General features: G+C 68.4%; 17 protein-coding genes. 12 read left to right on the plus strand and 5 right to left on the minus strand.

From position 1 onward, the window contains the following. The first annotated feature begins 1 nt into the window (after position 1). The 5 genes from ACIA03_RS28405 (at position 2) to rplI (ending at position 5,099) form a co-directional block, all read left to right on the plus strand. The gene (locus ACIA03_RS28405; RefSeq protein WP_396988864.1) at positions 2 to 3,235 is read left to right on the plus strand and encodes a heavy metal translocating P-type ATPase; all 3,234 of its coding nucleotides are present in this window, start codon (positions 2 to 4) and stop codon (positions 3,233 to 3,235) included. Between the two features lie 103 nt (positions 3,236 to 3,338). Continuing rightward, positions 3,339 to 3,626, plus strand: coding sequence for a 30S ribosomal protein S6 (gene rpsF, locus ACIA03_RS28410; RefSeq protein WP_141791018.1), 288 nt, complete (start codon positions 3,339 to 3,341; stop codon positions 3,624 to 3,626). Between the two features lie 110 nt (positions 3,627 to 3,736). Beyond that, positions 3,737 to 4,327: a single-stranded DNA-binding protein gene (locus ACIA03_RS28415; RefSeq protein ID WP_396988865.1), complete on the plus strand. Its 591-nt coding sequence runs from the start codon at positions 3,737 to 3,739 to the stop codon at positions 4,325 to 4,327. 71 nt (positions 4,328 to 4,398) lie between these two features. Then, a complete protein-coding gene (gene rpsR / locus ACIA03_RS28420; protein ID WP_008355445.1) occupies positions 4,399 to 4,635 on the plus strand; it encodes a 30S ribosomal protein S18 in 237 nt (78 codons plus the stop codon). Positions 4,636 to 4,646: 11 nt separating this feature from the next. Then, complete coding sequence (gene rplI / locus ACIA03_RS28425) at positions 4,647 to 5,099, plus strand: 50S ribosomal protein L9 (protein ID WP_396988866.1); 453 nt, start codon at positions 4,647 to 4,649, stop codon at positions 5,097 to 5,099. Between the two features lie 167 nt (positions 5,100 to 5,266). Here rplI and ACIA03_RS28430 read toward each other — a convergent pair whose 3' ends face one another. Further along, positions 5,267 to 5,842: a DinB family protein gene (locus ACIA03_RS28430; RefSeq protein ID WP_396988867.1), complete on the minus strand. Its 576-nt coding sequence runs from the start codon at positions 5,840 to 5,842 to the stop codon at positions 5,267 to 5,269. A 55-nt stretch (positions 5,843 to 5,897) separates the two neighbouring features. Next, positions 5,898 to 7,253, minus strand: a complete 1,356-nt coding sequence (locus ACIA03_RS28435; RefSeq protein WP_396988868.1) for an MATE family efflux transporter — start codon at positions 7,251 to 7,253, stop codon at positions 5,898 to 5,900. Between the two features lie 471 nt (positions 7,254 to 7,724). Between ACIA03_RS28435 and dnaB the strand changes: the two genes are divergently transcribed. Next, positions 7,725 to 9,155 (plus strand): replicative DNA helicase, encoded by a 1,431-nt coding sequence (gene dnaB, locus ACIA03_RS28440; protein WP_396988869.1) that lies wholly within the window; start codon positions 7,725 to 7,727, stop codon positions 9,153 to 9,155. A gap of 56 nt (positions 9,156 to 9,211) precedes the next feature. On the opposite strand, the gene ACIA03_RS28445 is transcribed toward dnaB, so the two are convergent. Continuing rightward, on the minus strand, positions 9,212 to 9,685 hold the full coding sequence (locus ACIA03_RS28445; RefSeq protein ID WP_396988870.1) for an SRPBCC family protein: 474 nt from the start codon (positions 9,683 to 9,685) through the stop codon (positions 9,212 to 9,214). Positions 9,686 to 9,778: 93 nt separating this feature from the next. Here ACIA03_RS28445 and ACIA03_RS28450 point away from each other — a divergent pair, with 93 nt between their 5' ends. After that, positions 9,779 to 10,366, plus strand: a complete 588-nt coding sequence (locus ACIA03_RS28450) for a TetR/AcrR family transcriptional regulator (RefSeq protein WP_396988871.1) — start codon at positions 9,779 to 9,781, stop codon at positions 10,364 to 10,366. Positions 10,367 to 10,944: 578 nt separating this feature from the next. Here the strand turns inward: ACIA03_RS28450 and ACIA03_RS28455 are convergent. Beyond that, the gene (locus ACIA03_RS28455; RefSeq protein ID WP_396988872.1) at positions 10,945 to 11,310 is read right to left on the minus strand and encodes a winged helix-turn-helix transcriptional regulator; all 366 of its coding nucleotides are present in this window, start codon (positions 11,308 to 11,310) and stop codon (positions 10,945 to 10,947) included. A gap of 53 nt (positions 11,311 to 11,363) precedes the next feature. Here ACIA03_RS28455 and ACIA03_RS28460 point away from each other — a divergent pair, with 53 nt between their 5' ends. After that, a complete protein-coding gene (locus ACIA03_RS28460; protein ID WP_396988873.1) occupies positions 11,364 to 12,047 on the plus strand; it encodes an SDR family oxidoreductase in 684 nt (227 codons plus the stop codon). Between the two features lie 75 nt (positions 12,048 to 12,122). Here ACIA03_RS28460 and ACIA03_RS28465 read toward each other — a convergent pair whose 3' ends face one another. Further along, positions 12,123 to 13,169 carry a ferritin-like protein gene (locus ACIA03_RS28465; RefSeq protein WP_396988874.1) on the minus strand — a complete coding sequence of 349 codons (1,047 nt, stop codon included), beginning with the start codon at positions 13,167 to 13,169 and terminating at the stop codon, positions 12,123 to 12,125. Between the two features lie 193 nt (positions 13,170 to 13,362). On the opposite strand from ACIA03_RS28465, the gene ACIA03_RS28470 reads away from it, so the two are divergent. The 4 genes from ACIA03_RS28470 to ACIA03_RS28485 all read left to right on the plus strand — a co-directional run bounded on the left by ACIA03_RS28470 (position 13,363) and on the right by ACIA03_RS28485 (position 17,303). Then, entirely contained in the window at positions 13,363 to 14,121 is a 759-nt protein-coding gene (locus tag ACIA03_RS28470; RefSeq protein WP_396988875.1) for an SDR family oxidoreductase, read from the plus strand. A gap of 2 nt (positions 14,122 to 14,123) precedes the next feature. Further along, positions 14,124 to 15,848, plus strand: a complete 1,725-nt coding sequence (locus ACIA03_RS28475) for an FAD-dependent oxidoreductase (RefSeq protein ID WP_396988876.1) — start codon at positions 14,124 to 14,126, stop codon at positions 15,846 to 15,848. A 100-nt stretch (positions 15,849 to 15,948) separates the two neighbouring features. Further along, a complete protein-coding gene (locus ACIA03_RS28480; RefSeq protein ID WP_396988877.1) occupies positions 15,949 to 16,854 on the plus strand; it encodes a sigma-70 family RNA polymerase sigma factor in 906 nt (301 codons plus the stop codon). A 68-nt stretch (positions 16,855 to 16,922) separates the two neighbouring features. Further along, positions 16,923 to 17,303 (plus strand): hypothetical protein, encoded by a 381-nt coding sequence (locus ACIA03_RS28485; RefSeq protein ID WP_396988878.1) that lies wholly within the window; start codon positions 16,923 to 16,925, stop codon positions 17,301 to 17,303. Positions 17,304 to 17,340 lie beyond the last annotated feature (37 nt).

Below are 17,340 nucleotides of genomic sequence, written 5' to 3' on the forward strand. Positions count from 1 at the left end.
GATGAGCCCCACCGCCGCCACCCCAACGGAGCAGCAGCTCGAGATCGAGGGCATGACCTGCGCGAGCTGCGTGCGCCGTGTCACCAAGGCCATCAGCCGCGTCGAGGGCGTCGAGGACGCAAACGTCAACCTCGCCACCGAGACCGCGCTGGTGCACTTCGATCCCTCCCGCACCGACCTCGCCGAGATCAGCGCCGCCATCGAGAAGGCGGGCTATCAGGCTGTCCTGCGATCGTCGACTGTCGACAATCCGCAGGAGCCTCAGGCAGGCGAGGACGATCGGGACGTACGCCGCGAGACAGAGCTCGTCCAGCTCAAGCGGCGGTGGATCACGGCCCTGGCGGTGGGGCTCGGCCTGATGGCCCTGATGTACGTCCCTCTCCCCGTCGACGCCATGGAGCCGGTCATGTCGATCGTGCTCGTGGTCGCCGCCGTCACCCAGTGGTGGGCGGGCCGGGACATCTACCTCGCGGCGGTTCGAGGCGCACGCCACGGAACCGTCGACATGAACACCCTGGTCACGCTCGGCACCGGCATCGCCTTCGCCTACAGCGCCTTCGTGACCCTGTGGATGGGGCAGGCCGAGGCGTGGGGCCTGCCGCTCCACCTCTACTTCGAGACCGCCCTGGTCATCGTCGCGCTCGTGCTGATGGGCCGCTGGCTGGAGGCCCGGGCCAAGTCGCGTACGGCTGATGCGGTCAAGGCCCTCGTGGGCCTGATGCCGGAGACGGCCACGGTCGTACGCAACGGTCGCGATGTCACGGTCCCGGTGGCCAACCTGCGGGTCAACGACCGGATCCGGGTACGCGCCGGGGAGAAGATCCCGGTCGACGGCCGGATCGTCGCCGGAACGTCCTACGTCGACGAGTCAATGCTCACCGGCGAGAGCGACCCGGTGCGGAAGGCCGAAGGCGACATCGTCATCGGCGCCACGATCAACCAGACCGGCTCGTTCGAGATCGAGGCGACCGCGGTCGGCTCCGAGACCACGCTGGCGCAGATCATCGCGATGGTCGAGTCCGCCCAGGGCTCCGGCACCAAGCTGCAGCGCCTGGCCGACCGGGTCTCCGAGGTGTTCGTACCCGCCGTCCTGGTGGTGGCCGCGCTGACCTTCGTCGGCTGGCTGGTCCTCGGGCCCGATGCCGATCGGCTCACCAGCGCCGTCACAGCCGCGATCGCGGTCCTCATCATCGCCTGCCCCTGCGCCCTCGGCCTGGCCACCCCGGCCGCCGTCATGGTCGGCGCCGGTCGTGCCGCCGAGCTCGGCGTGCTGGTCGGCTCGGGCGAGACCCTCGAGCGTGCCCGCTCGGTCACCGCCATCGTCTTCGACAAGACCGGCACGATCACCCACGGCAAGCCCGAGGTCTCCGCGGTCGTGCCGACCGGCGACTGGACCCCGGAGGCGCTCGTCCGGATCGCCGCCGCCGCCGAGACCGGCAGCGACCACCCCCTCGCCACCGCTCTTCGGGCCTATGTCGAGAAGTCGCCCGCGTCGGCCGAGAAGTCAGCCGCGCTGGCCGAGGCGTCACGTAGGTCGGCCGAGAAGGCACCTGGTGACGTCTCGACCGACGCGCCTGACGTCTCGGCGTTCGAGGCGCACCCGGGCCGCGGGATCAGCGCGGTCGTCGACGGCCGCCGGGTCGTCGTCGGCAACTCGGCGATGCTGGCCGAGGACGGCATCGACGCAGCCGACAACGGCGCGGTCCTGGTGGCGGTCGACGGGGCGTACGCCGGGTCGATCCGTGTCGAGGACCAGGTTCGCGACGAGGCAAGGGAGACGGTCCGCCTCCTCGAGGACTCCGGCGTCGAGGTGCACATCCTCAGCGGCGACGCGGCAGCGACGGTGGCGAGGGTGGCCGACGAGGTCGGCGTACGCCACGCCGCCGGTGGCCTGCTGCCCGAGCAGAAGCTCGTCCGGATCCAGCAGCTGCAGGACGAGGGCAAGGTCGTCGCCATGGTCGGGGACGGGATCAACGACGCCCCGGCGCTGGCCCAGGCCGACGTCGGGATCGCGATCGGCACCGGCACCGACGTCGCCCTCGCCGCCTCCGACATCACCCTGGTCGGTGGTGACCTCCGCGGCGTGGTGACCGCGCTGGCGCTCTCCCGCCGCACGGTCGCCACGATCAAGCAGGGTCTGTTCTGGGCGTTCGCCTACAACGTGCTCCTCATCCCCGTCGCCGCGCTCGCCCTCCTCGACCCGGTCCTCGCCGGCGCGGCGATGGCGATGAGCTCGGTCAGCGTCGTGACCAACGCACTGCGCCTGCGCGGCTTCCGGCGGCCGGAGACCCCGGAGGCGTACGCCGGTCGAGGCTTCCGCACCCGGGCCCGCGATGGTGGATATCTGCTGGTCACAGCCGCGATCGCGCTCACGATCGGTGCCGGCCTGACCTACCTGAGCCGCACCGAGCCCGCGCAGCGCGGCATGAACGGGATCCTGGCCTGGGCGCAGGGGATGAGCCCGATGCGGCCGTCGATGACGGAGATGCACGAGGTCGATGTGGCCCCTGTCGCCTCCGAGGAGGCGGGCATCGACGTCGCGATCGCCCGGCGCGAGGGCGGGCTCCGCTTCCTGGTGACGGACGCCGGGACCGGTGAGCCGGTGACCGACCTCGGCCGAACCCACCAGGCGTGGATGCACGTCATCGTGACCAGCGAGGATCTCTCCTGGTTCCGTCACCTGCACGCCGAGCCGACCGGCCGTCCTGGCGAGCTGGAGACCGACGTGGCCTTCCCCGCCGGAGGGACCTACCGCATCGACACCGAGTTCCGCCGGCGTGCCGACATCGCCGACGTCCTCGACCGCCAGCAGCTCACGGTCGAAGGTACGCAGCCCCCGGCCGTCCCGCTCGCGGAGACTCCGAGATCGTCGACTGTCGACAATCTCACCGTCACGCTCGAGGGCACGCTGGTCGCGGATCAGCAGAGCGACCTGCACTTCATGTTCGACGACCGCAGCGGGAAGATTGTCGACGATCTACAGCCCTACCTCGGTGCCGCCGGCCACGTCGTGGTCATGAGCGCGGACGGCGAGACGTTCGTCCACGGTCACGCCGAAGGTGCCGAGCTGGCAGTTCCTGGGGCCACGTTCGGCCCCGAGCTCGGGCTGCATCTGGACGTACCGAAGGCCGGTCTCTACCGCCTGTGGGCACAGTTCCGGCTCGGTGACGGCGAGGTGATCACGGTGCCGTTCACCGTCGAGGCCGTGGATTCGGCTGCGGGTTCCGCCGGTTGATACGCTGACGCGTCCCTTTCCACAGATGGAGATGGGACATCGCATCAGCCCTCCTGCCATGGAGAGACCATGGCCGCCGAGTCCGTAGGAGGTGGAGAACGCTATGCGCGCCTATGAAGTAATGGTGATCCTCGAGCCCAGCCTCGATGAGCGCACCGTCGCCCCGACCCTTGACAAGTTCCTGAAGGTCGTCACCGCTGATGGTGGCACGGTCGAGAACGTTGACGTCTGGGGACGTCGTCGCCTGGCCTACGAGGTCAACAAGAACGCCGAGGGCATCTACGCCGTCGTCAACCTGACCGCCGAGCCCAAGACCGTTCTGGAGCTCGACCGCCAGCTTGGCCTCAACGAGCAGATCCTGCGTACGAAGGTCATCCGCCCGTCCAAGTGACGCGGATGTCACCGTCGGAAAATGTCGGTGCGGGGTCCTATGTTGGGCCCACACGGGAAACCAACTCCTGAACCGACACCGACACCCAGATCAGACTCAAGGGAGATCTCATGGCAGGCGACACCGTCATCACCGTGATCGGCAACCTCACCGACGACCCGGAGCTTCGCTTCACGCCGTCGGGTGCAGCCGTTGCCAACTTCACGATTGCTTCGACGCCCAGCAGCTTCAACCGGCAGACCAACGCGTGGGAGGACGGGGAGACCCTCTTCCTGCGCTGCTCGATCTGGCGCCAGGCTGCTGAGAACGTCGCCGAGTCCCTGCAGCGCGGCATGCGTGTCGTCGCTCAGGGTCGCCTGAAGTCGAGGTCCTACGAGACGCGTGAGGGCGAGAAGCGCACTGTCTTCGAGCTCGAGTGCGACGAGATCGGTCCTTCGCTCCGCTACGCGACCGCCAAGGTCACCAAGGCCAGCCGGCAGTCCGGCGGCCAGGGTGGCGGCGGTTACAACCAGGGCGGCGGTGGCTACAACCAGGGCGGCGGCTACGGCGGCCCCCAGGGTGGTGGCCAGCAGGCCCCGGCCGGTGGCAACGACCCGTGGGCCTCGCCGGCTCCGCAGCAGCCCGCCAACGCGGGCGGCGGCGCGCCGGCCAACGACCCGTGGGCGACCCCGGGCGTGGGCAACGACGAGCCTCCCTTCTGATCAACAGATCCACATTCCGAATCCCTCAACCATTCCGGCTCTCGCCGGGCTTCTAGAAAGGAAGCACCACAATGGCCAAGGCAGTGATTCGCAAGCCGAAGAAGAAGGTTTGCCAGTTCTGCAAGGAGAAGGCGACCGGTGTCGACTACAAGGACGCCACCCTGCTCCGTAAGTTCATCTCCGACCGCGGCAAGATCCGCGCCCGTCGCGTGACCGGCAACTGCGTCCAGCACCAGCGCGACGTGGCCATCGCCGTCAAGAACGCGCGCGAGGTCGCTCTGCTGCCCTACACCTCCACCGGTCGCTGAGGAGGATCGACATGGCTACCAAGATCATCCTTCAGCAGGAGGTCACCGGGCTCGGTTCCGCCGGTGACGTCGTCGAGGTCAAGGACGGCTACGCCCGCAACTACCTGATCCCGCGTGGCGACGCCATCCGCTGGTCCCGCGGCGCCGAGTCGCAGGCCGAGTCGATCAAGGCCGCGCGCGCGGCTCGCTCCGTGCGCGACGAGGCGCACGCCGCCGAGATCAAGGGCAAGCTCGAGGCCAACACGGTCAACGTGAAGGTCCGCGCCGGCAAGGACGGCCGCCTCTACGGCGCCGTCACCGCCGCCGACATCGCCGCCGCGGTCTCCGAGACCACCGGCGAGTCGATCGACAAGCGCACCATCGCGCTGGGCAACCCGATCAAGGCGCTCGGTGCTCACGAGGTCTCCGTCAAGCTCCACGACGAGGTGTCCGCCAAGCTGGCCCTCAACGTGGTCCCCGCTTGATCTAGGGATTCACCCAGGCCCGCCTCCTTCGGGAGGCGGGCCTGTTCGTTTTCGCCGAGAAGTCAGGTACGTCGGCCGAAGCGTCACTCCCGTCGGCCGACTGGGCACCCGAGTGCCATCTCGGCCGACCGGGGTGACGCCTCGACCGACGGGGGTGACGCCTCGGCTCAGAACTTGTTCGCGATCTCGGTCAGCTTGGCGACGTACGCCGGCCAGTCGTACTCCGACGGGATGTTGTCGCCGGGTTTGCGCCAGCCGACCGCGCCGTCCGCCGCTTCGCGGAGGATGTCGGCCTGGCCACCATGTCCGGCGAGGTCGGCGAAGAGGTGCACGAGAATCTGGTGGAGGGTGACCTCCTCATCGCCCCAGTGGTGTACGTGGCCGATGGCGTCCAGCGGCAGCGCGTCGATCGTCTCGTTGCCGTGGGCGATGACCCGACGGTAGAGATCGATGATTCCCTCGATGGTCTCGTCCTCGGTGGCGTACCAGTCGGCCTGCGGATCGACCTCGAAGACCTCGTCCGAGACCAGCTCCTCCGGATGCGGGAACGGGCAGCCGAACGTCGACCCGAGGTAGACGGCCTCGACCCCGGTGACGTGCTTGATGATGCCGAGGAGGTTGGTGCCGGTCGGCGTACGCGGCAACCGGGCCTCGCGCTCCGGCAGGTCCTCGACCTTGGAGATCAGGGCTTCGCGGCGGGCGTCGATGTAGCTCTTCAGGGTGCTCTTCGGATCGGCAGGCATGTTCTGACCTTCGCGCCAAGCCGGATTCAGCGCAAGCGAGTATGTGGGTTGACGTTCAGGCGCCGGTGACCAGCCAGCGGTCGCTTCGCGCACGCAGCGTCAGCACCACGAAACGCGCCCCCATGAAGCCGACGGCGAAGGTGATCCACACCCACACGAGCCCACCGCCGAGAGCGACGGCCAGCGCAACCAGCGGGACATAGGCGACCAGGGTCCAGATCCCGCCCCAGGCCAGGTAGCGCCCGTCGCCGGCGCCGATGAGCACCCCGTCGAGGACGAAGACGACACCCGCGATCGGCTGCGCGACCGCCGCCACGATCGCCACCGGGACCAACAGGTCTCGCACCGCCTGGTCCTCGGTGAAGAGTGCGCCGAGGAACGGGGAGAGTGAAGCCAGGAGTACGCCGGTCGCGACCCCGATCACGACGCCCCACCACACCATCCGGGCGGTGATGGCCCGGGTCTCCCGGGTATCGCCGGCCCCCAGCGACCGTCCGGTCAGCGCCTGAGCGGCGATCGCGATCGCATCGAGCACGAAGGCCAGGAACGTCCACAGCGTGAAGGCGATCTGGTGGGTCGCCAGCCCGACGGCCTGGGCGCCCACGGCGAGATGGGTGACGGCGTACGTCGTGGCCAGGAGCGCCACCCGCAGCGTCAGCGTGCGCACGACAAGAGCGACGCCGGCCCGCGCGGCGGCGCGGATGCCGGGCACATCCGGGCGCAGCGGCACCGTATCGGCGCGGGCCGCTCGCACCACGACGTACGTCAGCATCGCGGCGGCGAGCACCTGCGCGATCACCGATCCGATCGCTGAGCCGGCGATCCCGAGCCCGGCACCGTAGACGAGGCCGAGGTTGAGCACGATGTTGAGCACGTTGGCGACCACCGCCGCGACCAGCGGCGTGCGGGTGTCCTGCAACCCACGGAGCACGCCGGTCGCAGCGAGCATCATCAGGAGCGGTGTCACCCCGAGGACGGCGATCCGGAGGTACGTCGTCGCCGGGCCGGCCACCTCGTCGCCGGCGCCCACCGCCCGGCTGAGAGGCTCGGCCAGCAGCATCACCGGGACCGTGACGACCACTCCGATGATGACGGCGAGCCAGATCCCGTCGATCCCCTGCCGGAGGGCGCCGACGGTGTCACCGGCGCCGATCCGTCGGGCGACCGATGCTGTCGTGCCGTACGCGAGGAAGACGCAGAGACCCACGATCGTCTGGAGGACGACCCCTGCGACACCGAGGCCGGCGAGCTCGCGGGTGCCGAGGTGACCGACGATCGCAGAGTCCGCCAGCAGGAAGAGCGGCTCGGCGACGAGCGCCAGGAAGGCCGGGATCGCGAGCCGCCAGATCTGCTTGTCGAGGTCTCGGCGGTGGGTCTTCGAGGAGGTCTTCGCATCCGCCGGGGTCGTCACGGTGTCAAGGTTAAACACCGTCGACCCGGAGCGTTGTTCAGGGCAGGTGGAAAACCTGTGGAAAACGTCGTTGCGGCGCTATGTCGACAAAACGCCCGACGGGGTACAGCGATCCTGGGGGTAAATCCCGATGGGTTGCCTACTTTCTTCCGTCCACAGGTCGTGAACAACAAAACTGCAGGTCAGAGCGGCTTTACTGATTACGTTGCACTAGTTATGCACAGCCGGTTCCCCAGGCTGTTCACATTGACCAGGGTGTCGTCCACCGCTATCCCCTGGTTATCCCCAGGGCCTGTGGATAACCCTCTGTCGCGGATGTGGCATGCGACGTAAGGTCGCGGAGACTTGAGGTGTCGTCGAGGGTCGACCCAGGACGGTGTGAAACAGAACTGTCGGTGGTGACCCGTAGCGTGGGACCGGATCGACCGAGTCCACGCAGCGACGATCCGCAGACCACGGAGGGGCAAGGGAATGAGCGTCACTGAGACCGGCTCGATGAACGGTCCGGGCGACTTCCCGGAGCCGCCGTTCGAGGAGTGGGGCGACGGCCCCGCGGCGTACGAACCGGGCAACGCCCCTCGTGCGGTCAACGACCGCACGCCACCGCAGGACATGGCCGCCGAGCAGGCCGTCCTCGGTTCGATGCTGATCTCCAAGGACGCCATCGCCGACGTCTCCGAGACGCTGCGCGGCACCGACTTCTACCGTCCCACCCACGAGTCGATCTACGACTCGATCCTCGATCTCTACAGCCGCGGCGAGCCGGCCGACATGGTCACCGTCGCCGACGACCTGCGCCGCAAGGGCGAGCTGGAGCGCATCGGCGGCGCCCCCTACCTGCACACGCTCGCCTCCAACGTCCCGATCGCCGCCAACGCGGCCTACTACGGCGAGATCGTCCGCGACAAGTCCGTCCTGCGGCGCCTGGTCGAGGCCGGCACCAAGATCGTGCAGATCGGCTACGCCGGTGAGGGCGAGGTCGACAACATCGTCGACGAGGCCCAGGCCGAGGTCTTCAAGCTCACCGACAAGCGCTCCGGTGAGGACTACTCCCCGCTCGCCGACATCATGGACGGCGTCCTCGACGAGATCGAGGCGATCTCCAACCGCGAGGCCGGCCTCTACGGCGTCCCCACCGGCTTCGCCGACTTCGACGAGCTCACCAACGGCTTCCACTCCGGCCAGATGATCATCGTCGCCGCTCGACCCGCGATGGGTAAGTCGACGCTGGCCCTCGACTTCTGCCGCGCCGCGTCGATCCACAACAACCTGACCAGCGTCTTCTTCAGCCTGGAGATGAGCCGTTCCGAGATCACCATGCGCCTCCTGTCCGCCGAGGCCAAGGTGCCGCTCAACCACATCCGCAACGGCAACATGTCCGACGACGACTGGAACAAGCTGGCCCGCAAGATGGGCGAGGTCTCCAGCGCGCCGATGTTCATCGACGACAGCCCCAACATGACGATGATGGAGATCCGCAGCAAGGCCCGAAGGCTCAAGCAGCGCCACGACCTCCGGCTCATCGTGATCGACTACCTCCAGCTGATGAGCTCCGGCAAGAAGGTCGAGTCCCGCCAGCTCGAGGTCTCCGAGTTCTCCCGCCAGATCAAGCTGCTGGCCAAGGAGCTCGAGGTCCCGATCATCGCGCTGTCCCAGCTCAACCGTGGTTCCGAGCAGCGTGCCGACAAGCGCCCTGCCGTCTCCGACCTCCGTGAGTCCGGATCGCTGGAGCAGGACGCCGACATGGTCGTCCTCCTCCACCGCGACGACGTCTACGAGAAGGAGTCGACCCGCCCCGGCGAGGCCGACGTGATCATCGCCAAGCACCGTAACGGCCCCACCCGCGACCTCGTCGTCGCCTTCCAGGGTCACTACAGCCGCTTCGTCGACATGGCTCACTGACGCCGCGCCGCTGCTGCCGTCGACGAGCCGGCGATCCGAGCGGCCCGGATCGGACGTCAGCGTTCCGCCGCGGCCTTGATCCCCTCCAATGTCTGCCGCATTCCCGCGCGCTGGACCTCGGTGAACGTCGCCTGCCCGCCCAGGAAGGCGTCGGTGAGCTCCAGAGACGAGTCGGAGATGCCGTCCGGCGTCTCGCGCCGCTGGGTGAGCCGCGTACCGCCCTGGCTCGTCGGTTCCAGTCGGAAGGACCAGACGACCCGGTTCTCCTGGATCCGAAAGGCCATCTCCTGCTCGGCCTCGAAGCGAACGATCTCCCCGTGAGTGGTCCACTCCAGGTCGCCGTGACTGTTCCGGTTGGTGAACTGCGCGCCGAGCTCGACCTGCTCGTACCCGGCTCGAAGCCTCGTGGAGTCCACCTGCGGACTCCATTGTGGAATCCGGCGTACGTCGTGAACGAGATCCCACACGCGGGCGGGTGCGGCGGCGATCTCGACGGAGTCCTGAAGCAAGGGTTCGTAGTCCTCGGGCACGCTGACCTCCTATTTATACGACCGATCGGTCGCGCTTTCGGACTCTAGCTTCGGCCGCGATTAACGTCCAGTCGGACGCATAGAATGACCGGTATGACTCCCATGGGATCCGAGGACGGACGACGCGCCAGAGGTGACGCGACCCGTCGCAAGGTGGCGCTTAAGGCGGCAGACATCGCCACCACCCACGGGCTGGACTCGATCACCGTCGGTTCGCTGGCCGCACAGACCGGCGTGAGCAAGAGCGGCATCCTCACCGTCTTCGACAACCGGGAGTCGATCCAGGTCGCGGCAGTACGCGAGGCCGCGCGGGTCTATCGCGAGACGGTCATCGCTCCGGCGCTGCCGAGCGAGCCGGGCAAGGACCGCCTGCGAGCGCTCGTCGACGCCTGGGTCGCCTACCTGACGGCGAACACCTTCCCCGGCGGCTGCTTCGTCGCCGCGACCACCGTCGAATACGGTCACCGCGAGGGACCGGTCGCCGAGGCCGTACGCGCGCTGAAGCGCCAGTGGCTCGACTTCCTCACCGCCGAGCTGACGGCCGCGCACTCCGACGACCCCCGTGGCGATGCCTTCCGGATCGACGCCTTCCTCAACGCTGGCAACAACAACCGCGAGCTCTTCGGAGACGACGCCGAGCTGGAGCGTGCCCGAGACCTGGCCCTGCAAGTGATCGGGTGAATCGCCGGTCGGCATCTTCATCAGCGCCAGGGCTTGCTTGCGCAGTCCGAACATCACCCCGACAGCGTCCTGCATCTGGCTGGGATCGCCGTTGAAGGCCTGCTCGAGCAGGTAGAGAACCAGGCCGTACGTCTGGTTGAACTCCTCCTGGGTGACCCGGATCCGGCTGCTCCGCGGACGGCCGACCGTCCGCCGTACCTCCCGTGCTGTCGCGGCCCCGTGGCTGCTGATCTCGACGTCGGTCCTCAAGGGGATCTCGGCCCCTGCGAAGGGCACTTTGGGCCCTTGGTCGCGCGCGACCTCGGGCGTAGACCTGAGATGAACCGAACATCGTCAACGGCAGCGTCTCGCCATCGGCGCGACGTGGGCATCGAGGGTGTACGCCTCACCCCGGGATCACCTGAGGGGCGCAAGCCGTGGTGCAGCACGAGTCGTTGGCGCCTGCGGACATCTGCTGGCCAGTTCTCCGCGCGGTTGACCGGCTACTTTGACGAGCAGGATCATTTTCGGGACGTTTCGACAATGTGCGCCGCGGTCGGATCGTCAATCTTCCCTGCATCTCGACAGCTGCGGTCGGGTCAGGAGTCGTGAAGGTCGGCCGCGGCCCGGGCGCGCTCTATATCCGGCACGTGGGTCTCTGCCCACTCCCGAAGCGCACCCAGCGGCGGCAGGAGCGTGTGCCCCAGCGGGGTGAGGGCGTACTCGACGTGTGGTGGGTTGCCTCCGAGATCGGTGCGGCTGATGAGTCCGTCGTACTCCATTGCCCGCAGCGTCTCGGAGAGCGCTTTGGGGGTGATGCCGCGGATGTATGCCTTGAGGTGCGTGAAGCGCATCGGCCCGTCGGCCAGTGCGGTGATCACGAACACCGTCCAGCGGGCGCCGATGCGGTGCAGCACGGTGCGGCTCGGGCAGGTGGCTGCCATGACGTCGTACGCCTCGCCCATCACGTCTCCAGTAGCGTTGTAGATACCGGTAGCAAATCTATACCGTCCTAGCCATGACGCACACACTTCAAGGCCAGCGCATCCTGATCATCGGCGGCGGTAGAGGGATCGGCGCTGATATCGCGCGCCGCGCGGAACAGGCCGGGGCAACCAGCATCGTCGCGACGCGTGCAGGTGACCTCGATCTGAAGCTCGACGTGCTCGACGAGGAGACGCTCGCCGCCGCAGCGGCCGCTCTCGGGCCGGTCGACCACATCGTGTCCACCGTGTCGGCGCACCACGACGTACCCGTCGGCGACCTGGACCACGACAAGGTCGTCGCTGCGTTCGGCACCAAGGTCGTCGCCCCGCTCCTGGTGGCCAAACACTTCGCCGACCTGGTGCGGCCCGGCGGGTCGATGCTGTTCTTCTCCGGCGTCGTGGGCTGGCAGCCCAAGCCCGGCACCGTGGTCAAGGGTGTCGCCAACGGTGCGCTGGACTACCTCGTTCGCCACCTCGCGGTCGAGCTCGCCCCGCTGCGGGTCAACGCCATCGCACCGGGACTGGTCGACAGCGGCACCTGGGACCGGCTCGGTGAAGCGGGCAAGTCGGCCCTTCTCGCGAATGCCACACAAGGCTCTCTCGTCGGGCGGCATGGCACGGTCAGCGACATCTCCGACGCGGCACTGTGGCTCCTCAGTGCGGGGTACGTCACGGGCGAGCTCATCCACGTCGATGGCGGCGCTCGTCATCGGTGAGGACGCCCCGCCGGTCGACCAAGCCCGTCAGTGCTCGCCAGTGTCTATCAGCAACGAGCACAACGGCGGTTGCGTTCAGGCCCGCTGCGCCGGCGGCACGTATTCGAAGGTCGGACCGGCGGTCGTCTTTCCGTCGCCGGTCGGCATCTTCATCAGCGCCATCGCCTGCTTGCGCAGGCCGAACATGGCTCCGACGGCGTCCTGCATCTGGCTGGGATCGCCGTTGAAGGCCTGTTCGAGGAGGTACAGAAGCAGGCTGTACATCTGGTTGAACTCCTCCTGGGCGACCCGGACTGGGCTGCCCGGCGGATAGTCGGTGGTGCGCGGGTTGTGCCGCATCGGCGCAACACCGTCGAAGTCGATCGCGATCTCCTCGCCGGTGGGACCGGACTGCGGGGTGTCGCCGGTCTGGTAGCGGCGGCCGAGTCGGAGCTCCTGAAACCGGTAGTAGTGCGCGACCTCGTCGCGATCCGGGTGGAAAACGTCCCGGTCGCCGTCCCACACCTTCGTACGTGCGGCGCCCTCGCCCTGCTCGACGATCTCCGCCAGCGCGGCCGACGCAGACTTCAGGTCGACGACCGGCAGCACCTCGCCGCCTCCACCCCGGAGGTGGAGCTCGCCGATCTGCCGGGCCGGGTCGCCGCTGAACACGTTCTCCTCGCCCAGCTGGGCGCACAGGGTGTGCAAGCCGGCGTCGATCGCGGCGTAGAACTGTCCGATCGTCTGATACTCGTCGCTCTGCGGCGGCGCGTCCACGGTCGCGGGCCGCTCGATGCGCAGGAACAGGTCGAGCGCCTCGGGGCCGAACGGGACGAGATGGACGTCCACGGACCGGTCGCCGTGGGGCAGCGGGTGGGGATACGGCGGCAGCATCTCGGGTGCGTCGAGGGTGGGTGAGCCGCCGACGGCATTGAGCAGGTTCGCGGCCAGTGCCAGATGAATCATCTCCTCGGCGAGGACCGTGCCCACGACGTGGGCAGCCTCGGGGTTGCGGGCCGGGTCCAGGGAGTAGAGCGCGCACAGGTACGGGGGAATCGTCGCGTGCTCGAGCTCGATCGCCCACTGCAGGTGGCGACGGAGATCGTCGATCGTGTCGATGGCGTGGGCGCCACGGGTGTCCATGCGATACCTCGGTTCGTCAGGTCGGTGTGTCGCCAGCGAGGACCGGACAGGTCTTCGACTTGTGACATGCGTCGGGCCGAAGACGGAAGTTCGCCGAGGGTGACCGAATCGTTCGTCACAAATCGGAGGCGTGCCCTGTCCTTGATGGTGAGCGACGTTCCGGATCGGCCGGAACGAGGATGGAAGGAACGCCATGAAGATCGTCGTGATCGGTGGAACCGGGCTGATCGGCTCGAAGCTCGTCCGGAAGTTGGCGGAACACGGCCACGAAGCGGTGCCCGCCTCACCCGACTCGGGGGTGAACACCCTGACCGGCGAAGGGCTGGCCGAGGTGTTGGAGGGCGCTCAGGTCCTGGTGGACGTCTCGAACTCGCCATCGTTCGCCGACGACGCCGTGATGGACTTCTTCCGTACGTCCACCGGAAACCTCCTCGCCGCCGAGGAGAAGGCCGGGGTCGAGCACCACGTGGCGTTGTCGGTGGTCGGCACCGAGCGTCTCGCCGAGAGCGGCTACTTCCGCGCGAAGATCGAGCAGGAGAGGCTGATAAAGGAGTCCGGTCGGCCGTACTCGATCGTGCACGCCACCCAGTTCTTCGAGTTCGTGGGCAGCATCGCCCAGTCGGCGACCGAGGGGAACACCGTCCGTCTCTCCGACGCGCGGATCCAGCCCATCGCTGGCGAGGACGTGGCCGCTGCGGTCGGCCGGGTCTCGGTGGGCACGCCCTTGAACGGCACCGTCGAGGTGGTCGGTCCCGAGCAGTTCGGTCTCGACGAGCTGATCCGCACCGGGCTGACCTACCGCGGCGACGCCCGTGAGGTGGTGACCGATCCGGAGGCACGCTACTTCGGTGCCCTGCTGGACAAGGACACGCTCCTTCCCGGCCCGGGCGCGCAGCTGTCGGTCACTCGGTTCGCTGACTGGCTGCCGCTGAACCCGCCGCCGGCGAAGTGACCATGACCGATCACCAGATCGCGACGTCCGTCCTGGTCATCGGGACGGGCGGCGGTGGCCTGCGTGCCGCGATCGAGCTGGCCGAGCGTGGTGTAGACATCCTGGCTGTCGGCAAGAGGGCGAAGTCGGACGCACACACCACCCTCGCCGCCGGCGGGATCAATGCCGCGCTGGCGACGATGGACCCGGAAGACTCCTGGCAGCAGCACGCGGCCGACACCATCAAGGAGAGCTATCTGCTCGCCGACCCCGAGACGGTGCGGATCGTCGCCGAGAACGCCGCTCGCGGCATCGAGGATCTCGAGCGCTACGGGATGCCCTTCGCGCGCGAGACCGACGGGCGGATCTCGCAGCGGTTCTTCGGTGCGCACAGCTACCGCCGGACCGCGTTCGCCGGTGACTACACCGGACTGGAGATCCAGCGGACGCTGGTCGGTCGGGCGGAGCAGCTCGGCGTCCCGGTCCTGGACACGGTCTACATCACGCGGATCCTGGTCAAGGACAACGTCGTCTTCGGTGCGTACGGTTTCGACGTCTCGGACGGGTCGAGATATGTGATCCACGCGGACGCGGTGGTTCTCGCGGCGGGCGGACACACGCGTATCTGGCGGCGTACCTCGTCCCGCCGCGACGAGAACACGGGTGACTCGTTCCGGCTCGCGCTGCTGGCCGGCGGGAGGATCCGGGACGCCGAGCTCGTCCAGTTCCACCCGTCGGGTCTGATCGCGCCGGAGAACGCGGCCGGCACCCTCGTCTCCGAGGCGGCACGGGGCGAGGGCGGCGTGCTGCGCAACGGTCTCGGTGAGCGGTTCATGTCCCGCTACGACCCGGACCGCATGGAGCTGTCCACACGCGACCGGGTCGCACTGGCGGCGTACACCGAGATCAAGGAGGGGCGAGGCACCCCGGACGGCGGCGTGTGGCTCGACGTCTCGCACCTCCCCAGAGACACGATCATGCGTCGGCTTCCGCGCGTCTATCAGACGCTGCTCGAGCTGCAGATGCTGGACATCACCCGCGAGCCGATCGAGATCGCGCCCACCGCGCACTACTCGATGGGTGGGGTATGGGTATGTCCGGAGGACCACGGCACCGGGGTCGAGGGTCTCTACGCTCTCGGTGAGGCGGCGAGCGGGCTGCACGGCGCGAACCGGCTCGGCGGAAACTCGCTGATCGAGCTGCTGGTCTACGGTCGGATCGTCGGTGCGGTTGCTGCTCGCTATTCACGCAACCTGGGAGCACAGCAGCGGTCCGCGGCGGCCACTGAGGAAGCCCGGAGGGAGATCGACGAGCTGCTGGCGTCCGAGGGTCCGGAGAATGTACGCGCCCTGCAGCGGACGTTGCGGAACACCATGACCGAGTACGCCGGCGTCGTCCGCGACGAGTGCGGCCTGACCGCCGGTCTGGCCGAGCTCGACGAGCTGGAAGGACGGATGCGGAACGTGGGCGTGCATCCCGACACTGCGGGGTTCCAGGACCTCGCGCACGCCTTCGACCTCGAGGCCGCGGTGCTGGCTGCGCGTGCGACTCTCGAGTCGGCACTCGAGCGCCGGGAGAGTCGTGGCTGCCACAACCGCTCCGACTATCCGGAGCTCGACGAGTCGCTGCAGGTGAGTCTGGTCTGGTCAGGGCCGGGACGGGTCGAGCACGAGAAGATCCCGCCGATTCCGCCCGACATCGGCTCTCTCATGCGCGAAGTGTCCACTGCGGGCAAGCTTGTCGAATAGGTTCTCCGAGGCGAGGCCCCGACGGCGGCGCCGGAGCCTCGGGGTCGCCTGGAGCGATCGGTGTCCGGCGACGACCGAGAGAGGACGGTAGGGGCGGGGGATGACAGATTACGAGGTGCACGAGCTCGGCGCCGCGGATGATCTCGAAGCGGCCATCGCGGTCTTCACGCAGGTGCGACCGCGTCTCTTCGGGATCGCGTATCGCATGCTCAGCAGCGTCACCGAGGCCGAGGATCTGGTGCAGGACGTCTGGCTGCGCTGGCAGGCGTACGACCGGTCCACGGTGGCCAACCCCGAGGCGTTCCTGGCGACGACCACCACCCGGCTGGCCATCAACGTCCTCCAGTCGGCGTGGAAGCGACGGGAGACGTACATCGGGCCGTGGTTGCCCGAACCGGTCGACACCGGCGCGGACCCGTACCTGGGTGCCGAGCGGGCCGAGGCCCTGCAGTTCGCGACCCTGCTGCTCATGGAGAAGCTCACCCCAAGCGAACGCGCCGCCTACGTGCTGCGAGAGGCCTTCGAATACTCCTACGCGCAGATCGCGGACGTGCTGTCCTCGACCGAGCCTGCGGTACGTCAGCTGGTCAGCCGGGCCCGCAAGCACATCGCGAGCGAGCGGCGCACGTCGGTGAGCGCGGACGAGCAACGGAAGCTGCTGACCACGTTCCTCACGGCCGCCCGAGTCGGTGACCTGGCCGCCTTGGAGCGCCTCTTCACGCCCGACGTGACCAGCCTGTCCGATGGCAACGGCCGCAAGGGCATCGCCCGTACGCCTGTCGTCGGTGCGGAGCGGGTGGCGAAGTTCCTCCGAGCGATCTCGACCTGGTTCTGGGACGGCGTCGAGGTGCGGTGGGTGGTCACCAACGGGCAGACGTCTGCCGTCCTCGTCCGCCAGGGCGCCGACTACGGCCTGCTCACCGTCGGCGCGACCGTGGACGGTATCGACCAGGTGCTCTGGCTGGTCAATCCCGAGAAGAACAGTGCGGTCTCGGTCGGGGGCTGAGTCGCCAATGTCACAGACCGTCGGGCTGGCCGGTCTTAGCAGCGACTTCGAGAGAAACGGGGCACCGTGTGCGCACTACCTTGGGCCGGCACGAGCGGCATGACCTGGTCGTCCGCAGGTTCGCGGAGGCCTGCCGACGGGGAGACGTGAACGACCTCGCCGCCATCCTGAGCGCCGAGACCGTCGGCACCTGCGACTCCGGCGGGCTGGTCGTCCCCTCTGACGAGCCGGTGCGCGGTCGGGTGGAGGTGGCCCGCTTCGTGATGACGCTGTGCGAGCGAGCGGGTGTCGACGTGGCCGTCGAGTCCGTCAACGGCCGCGCCGGGCTGGTCCTGCGCGAGGGCTCCCGGGCCGTAGCGGTCCTCGGTGCCGAGTCCGCGGGTTACGAGATCACCACGCTCTGGATCGTGCTCAACCCGGCCAAGCTGGGTGACTGGCACCGTGGTTGACCGGGCCCGTACGGCGTGCGCCGTGTGGGCCCGGTAC

This window comes from Nocardioides sp. NPDC051685 (genome assembly GCF_044453405.1).
Lineage (GTDB): Bacteria > Actinomycetota > Actinomycetes > Propionibacteriales > Nocardioidaceae > Nocardioides.